Source organism: Amphritea sp. 1_MG-2023 (genome assembly GCF_030547545.1).
Taxonomy (GTDB): Bacteria; Pseudomonadota; Gammaproteobacteria; order Pseudomonadales; family Balneatricaceae; genus Amphritea.
Genome location: NZ_JAUOQE010000079.1, coordinates 1 through 933, shown reverse-complemented (window position 1 = coordinate 933; position 933 = coordinate 1). Strand labels below are relative to the sequence as shown.

The following is a 933-nucleotide window of genomic DNA, read 5'->3' as shown; positions in this document are numbered from 1 at the left end:
AGAGCTATGTATTCACTCAAGAGATACCCAGCTTATACTGGGTGGGTTTCCCCATTCGGAAATGTCCGGGTCAAAGTCTGTTTACCGACTCACCGAACCTTATCGCAGGTTACCACGTCCTTCATCGCCTCTGACTGCCAAGGCATCCACCGTGCACGCTTAGTCACTTGACCATATAACCCAAAAGGGTCTGTCAAAGTCACTGATAAAACTTCTTTGTCATCTTAAAGATGACGCTGAAATAACGATACATTTACGCCGGATTAGCGCTTGTACATTTCTTTCTCGTTTTGTTACAGGATTCATTTGTTAAAGAGCGTATAAAGCTAAAAGCTTTAAAAGATAAACATCAATCAGATGTGTATGTTTTAAGACTTTCAGACGAGCATCTGATTTTAATTTTATGTTAATCAAGGCGTAAACTTCTACTGACATAGCGTGCTATGTGAGTAATATTACAACGCAGAGTAACGTAAAATTGGTAGGTCTGAGTGGACTTGAACCACCGACCTCACCCACTTTCTTTTAAACCAAGAGTGGGGTGCGCTCTAACCAACTAAGCGATCTTAATCTTATTGAGTTCTAACTAACCACTTACTTCAGCTGACGCCAGGTAAAATGGTAGGCCTGAGTGGACTTGAACCACCGACCTCACCCACTTTCTCTTAAACCAAGAGTGGGGTGCGCTCTAACCAACTAAGCGATCTTAATCTTATTGAGTTCTAACTAACCACTTACTTCAGCTGACGCCAGGTAAAATGGTAGGCCTGAGTGGACTTGAACCACCGACCTCACCCTTATCAGGGGTGCGCTCTAACCAGCTGAGCTACAAGCCTTCAATCGGTTAGAACCAATATGCTCTCTTTATCAGTGATCAGATAATTCGTGTGAACGCTTGCTAAGAATCCGCTATCGTTTAAGGAGGTGATCCAG

Annotated in this window: 1 tRNA gene and 1 rRNA gene; both read right to left on the bottom strand. The window is 43.2% G+C overall.

The window, feature by feature from the left end:
* A 23S ribosomal RNA gene (locus tag Q4488_RS18745) occupies positions 1–173 on the bottom strand; the annotation flags it as partial.
* Between the two features lie 586 nt (positions 174–759).
* Positions 760–836: transfer RNA gene (locus Q4488_RS18740), tRNA-Ile, on the bottom strand.
* Positions 837–933 lie beyond the last annotated feature (97 nt).